This is a genomic window from Mesorhizobium sp. Arg314 (assembly GCF_053714275.1).
The window spans coordinates 1-4,912 of the sequence record NZ_JBSKBP010000113.1; the positions used below are offsets into that span (position 1 = coordinate 1).

Sequence of the window (4,912 nt, forward strand, 5' to 3'; positions counted from 1 at the left end):
CCTATACGCTGCTCATCCCCAATCTGCGCGACTTCTCGAAGGAAATGGGTGGCGTCACGGTCGACCTCATCAGCGCCCTGTCGGCGCCCGCCTCAACCGACGGCTTCGACGTGCTTTTGACCCGGGATCTGACCCTGACCGAACCTGGAGATCGCTGGGATTTCTACGACGAGCAGCTCGTTTGCGTCGGTGCGCCGGACTGCGTGGGCGGCCGCGGCTTAGAGGCGCTGCGCACGACTCCGGTGATTGCCGTCACCTCGCGGCCGGACATCCTGCCGACCTGGCTTCGCGGCATGGATTTGAAGACGTCGGACGTTATCTCGGGGGCTCGCTACGACCACCATTATCTGGCCTTGCCGGCAGTGACGACTGGCAACAGCCTCCTGGTGACGCCTCACGTCCTCGTGGCGGAACTGATCCGGCAGGGTCTCCTGGAGGTGCTTGCAGGATCGCGTGCGCCGAGCGGCATGCAGTACCGCGCCTATGCAGTTGATCGAGGTTCGAACTTGGATGTGGCGCGTGGTTTCTGCCGCTGGTTGACTCGGCTTTGCAAGAAAATGACAGAAGTAGACGTGCCAGCCAAATAGGGCTGGGTTGGGGCGCGGCTGGCGTGCTGGTATTATAGTTCATGCGGCCATCCTCTACCTCAGCCGTATATATATCGCGAAATGCGATCAATTGGCTCGCTTTACGCGATGCAAAAAGTGGCGATTTCTGGGTATCGTGTTTAGTTCTGGTAAAATCCGGTGCCTCGAGGAAAGTCGCTTTGTCACTCATCGCCAAGAGACTGCAAGCCGTCCGTCCGTCCCAGACCAAGGCGATGACGGCTGCGGCCGCCGCTCTCAAAGAGAAGGGCACGGATGTCATTGCGCTCAGCCAGGGCGAGCCCGATTTCGATACACCAGAAGCGGTTCAAAACGCCGGCATCGCCGCCATCCGCAACGGCAGGACGCGCTACACACCCGTCGCCGGCATTAAGCCGCTTCGGCAGGCGATCCGGGAAAAACTTCTGCGCGACAATAGTCTCGACTATGACATCGACCAGATCACGGTCGGCTGCGGCGCCAAGCAGGTGGTGTTCAATGCTTTGTTCGCCAGTCTCGATCCAGGTGACGAGGTGATCGTTCCGGCCCCTTGCTGGGTCTCCTATCCTGACATGGTGCGGCTTGCCGGCGGCGAACCGGTCCTGGTGGAGTGCCAGGAGCGTTTCGGCTTCAAATTGAAGCCCGCGTACCTGGAGGCGGCGATCACGCCGCGCACCAAGTGGCTGATGCTGAATTCGCCCAACAACCCGACCGGCGCGGTCTATTCCAAGGCCGAGCTTGCCGCACTCGCCGCAGTGCTTCGCCGCCATGATCATGTGCATGTGCTTGCCGACGACATCTATGAGAAGCTCATTTATGGCGTGCGTTTCGCGACGATGGCAGAGGCCGCGCCCGACCTCATTGACCGGATGCTGACCGTCAACGGGGTCTCCAAATCCAGCGCCATGACCGGATGGCGGCTCGGCTACGGTGCCGGGCCGAAAGACCTGATCAAGGCGATGAACACGATCCAGGGGCAGACCTCGTCCCATACCAGTTCGATCTCGCAATATGCGGCGATTGAAGCGATCGGCGGCAATCAGGACTATATCGGCGATTTCGTGGCTGACTTCGAGAAGCGCCGCGATCTCGTGGTTGAGAAGATCAACGAGGCGCAGGGCCTCAAATGCCGCACGCCGGACGGCGCTTTCTACGTCTTCGTCAATTGCGCCGGCGTGCTCGGCAAGATCACGCCGCAGGGCAAGCGGATCGAGACGGATATGGATTTTGCGCTCTATCTGCTGGAGCAGTTCGGCGTCGCCGTCGTGCCTGGCAGTGGCTTCATGGCCTCGCCCTATATCCGCATCTCCTATGCCGCATCGGTGAAGGAGTTGAACCGCGCTTGCGGCCGCATCCTTGCCGCCTGTGAAGCCCTTTGCAAAAGTGAAACGATCTATGAGCAAAGCAAGAAAACTGCGTGAGGCCATGGCCGAGCGCGGTCTCGTCCACATCATGGCCGCCCATAGCCCTCTCTCGGCAATTCTCGCCGAGGAAGCGGGCTTCGATGGCCTTTGGGCGTCGGGTTTCGAACTTTCGGCGCTCTACGGTCTCGCAGACATGAGCCTGATCACCATGACGCAGCATCTCGACATGCTGCGGGCGATCGCCGGCAAGTCGTCGCTGCCGATCGTTGCCGATATCGATACCGGCTACGGCAACGCCTTGAACGTCATCCATGCGACCCGAGAATACGAAAGGGCAGGCACCGCAGCGGTGGTGATCGAGGACAAGACTTTCCCGAAGGTCACCAGCCTGGCCGCCGATGCCCGCCAGGAACTGCTGCGAATCGACGAGTTCCAGGGCAAGATCGAAGCCGCCGTCTTCACCCGCAGCGACCCGGATTTCCTGGTCATAGCCCGTACGGAGGCGCTTATTGCAGGCCTCGGGGAAGCGGAGGCGCTGACGCGTGCCACGGCCTATGCCGAGGCCGGCGCCGACATGATCCTGATCCATTCGAAAAAGAAAGACCCGGCCGAGATCGAGAGCTTCTCGCGGGCATGGAAGGGACGGGCTCCGCTCACCATCGTTCCCAATGCCTATCCGGAACTCGATGCGACCCGTATTCGCGCGCTAGGCAACATCAAGATGACGATCTACGGCAACTATGGTATCCGCGCCGCAACGACCGCGATGCAGGACGCGTTCCGGCGGATCATTGCCGATTGCGGTGTACAGAACGTGCATAAGGACATCGTGCCGGTGGAGGAAATCTTCCGTCTGCAGAGGATGAATCAGGTTAAAGCCGACGAAAAGCGGTTCCTTAGATAGGAGATGCCATGTCGCTGGTACCGCTGCCATTGCGTAGCTTTCGACATGCCGTTGCGACTGAATGCTTTTCTTATGGTCCAAAAACATAACCGTTCGGTGGGAACTCTCAGCTCTCGGTCACCTTATTGACGCGCTGGAATACCATTGGTTTGGCATGGCTGACACTCGTTAAGATTAAGCAAGATAACACGTGCAGCGATCCAGGGACGAAGAGATGGATAAACCGCGATCAGAAACGAACCCGGTAAATAACGACACCGAGGTCATGATTTTTCTCGCCGGTCTCGGTTTGTATGCCGCGTGGGAGAGAAGCCCTGACCGTTGGCGGGAGGCCTACTTGTTCGGTCGCATGCTTGCGGAGCGGTTGGACACGCGGCCCTCCACCACCCACGAGCTAATGAAAAGAAAGTAATGAGCGCACGCCAAGACGAGTTGGCATTTATGCCAATGACCGCTGTTCGAGATGCAATCGCAAATGGCGACTTATGCCCCCTGAACTACGTGGATCATCTTCTTGCTAGGATCGAAGAGCTGGACCAGTCGATCCATTCGTTCGTAGCCTGTGATGCCGACCGCGCTCGAGAACGGGCACGATATCTGCGAGATGCACGTAAGCGTTCTGACGGGCATTCGTCAATCGGGCGACTGTTTGGCGTTCCGTATGCCGTCAAGGATATCATCGATGTTAAAGCATACCCGACCATGGCACAGTCGCGAATTATGCCCGCGGAGCCAGCTTTTACCAACGCGCCAGTGATCGATACGCTGGACGCCTCCGGCGGCGTTTGTCTCGGCAAACTCGCCTTGTACGAATTTGCGATAGGCGGGAGTCCGACGTTCGATCTTCCCTGGCCACCCGCCAGAAACCCGTGGAATCTGAATTACATGGCTGGCTCTTCGTCGAGCGGCTCCGGCGCGGCTCTTGCGGCAGGCCTCGTTCCACTCACTATCGGAACAGACACCGGCGGCTCAATTCGCAGCCCTGCTATGATGAACGGAGTTGTTGGTCTAAAACCCACGCATGGAATTCTCGACATGAGTGGCGTATTCCCGCTTGCGCCATCCATGGACACGGTCGGGCCGATGGCCAGGTCCGTTACGGATATATTCGAAGCGTTCGCCGCCATGACGGACATGAGCGCAAAAGGCGAAAAGCTGCGTAGTCCAGAAAAGGTCAACCTTGGTATAGTGCGCCATTTCCACGAAGTGGACCTTACGTGCGACATATCGGTTTCTCATGCGATAGAAAAATGCGTTGACGCTGCCAGCTCAGTTGGCTGGGCTATCAACGATGTCAACCTGTCGCCGTTACGCAGTTTTGACACTGCGGGTAGGGTGACCATGATCGCTGAAGCATTCGCGATTCATAAGGATTGGCTCTCTGAGAAGTCCGACCTCTACGGCGTGAATGCGGCAGAGTTTCTCATGAGCGGCGCGTTCATTTCATCGGAAGAGTACCTGCGTGCTCAAAGCATCCGCCGCCGTTTGACGCAAGAGCTTGAAGAGGCGCTTGAACAGCATGATGTCCTGTTAACGGCGGTAAGTACACTTCCGCCTTGCCGGATAGACGATCCGGACGCATTGCAGCGTTTGGCCGCGGCGTCAGTGCGCATACCCGCTAACGTCACGGGACATCCGGCCGTGGCTATACCGACCGGATTATCAGGCGATGGTCTCCCCATCGGCGTACAGCTTATCGGTCGCAAACACGACGAGCGGAAACTTCTGTGCATCGCGGCCGACCTGGAGCAAATGATGGGCTTTACCTCAAAGCACCCTTATCCGAACGGAAGAACGACGCTGACTTGGACTCAAGACGGCAAGAATTGCTTTCTCGACGCGCCAGGCGGGCCGAAACGATCCTAAACCTTCGCCCTGACGCGCAGATGGTCTGGCGCCTGATTGCGAACAGTCTCACGACCGCCGAAGCACTCATCCCCACTGACAGATTCCCGTGCACTCCACAACTGAACAGCTAGACTATGGCCTGCTGCCGGTTTCGTGGACACCGAGATAAGGTGTTTAACGGAACTGGAGAGTGGGAATGCAGAGAAGGAAAT

At 58.4% G+C, this 4,912-nt stretch carries 4 protein-coding genes; all 4 read left to right on the forward strand.

Going from position 1 to position 4,912, the window contains the following annotated elements:
- Positions 1-587: LysR substrate-binding domain-containing protein (locus ACWGS9_RS34020; RefSeq protein ID WP_454509316.1), on the forward strand; the 587-nt coding region annotated here is incomplete at its 5' end.
- A gap of 179 nt (positions 588-766) precedes the next feature.
- Positions 767-2,005 carry a pyridoxal phosphate-dependent aminotransferase gene (locus ACWGS9_RS34025; RefSeq protein WP_454509317.1) on the forward strand — a complete coding sequence of 413 codons (1,239 nt, stop codon included), beginning with the start codon at positions 767-769 and terminating at the stop codon, positions 2,003-2,005.
- On the forward strand, positions 1,980-2,852 hold the full coding sequence (locus ACWGS9_RS34030) for an isocitrate lyase/phosphoenolpyruvate mutase family protein (RefSeq protein ID WP_454509318.1): 873 nt from the start codon (positions 1,980-1,982) through the stop codon (positions 2,850-2,852). Before ACWGS9_RS34025 ends, ACWGS9_RS34030 begins: the two co-directional genes overlap by 26 nt.
- A gap of 411 nt (positions 2,853-3,263) precedes the next feature.
- On the forward strand, positions 3,264-4,718 hold the full coding sequence (locus ACWGS9_RS34035) for an amidase (RefSeq protein WP_454509319.1): 1,455 nt from the start codon (positions 3,264-3,266) through the stop codon (positions 4,716-4,718).
- The last annotated feature ends 194 nt before the right edge of the window (positions 4,719-4,912 follow it).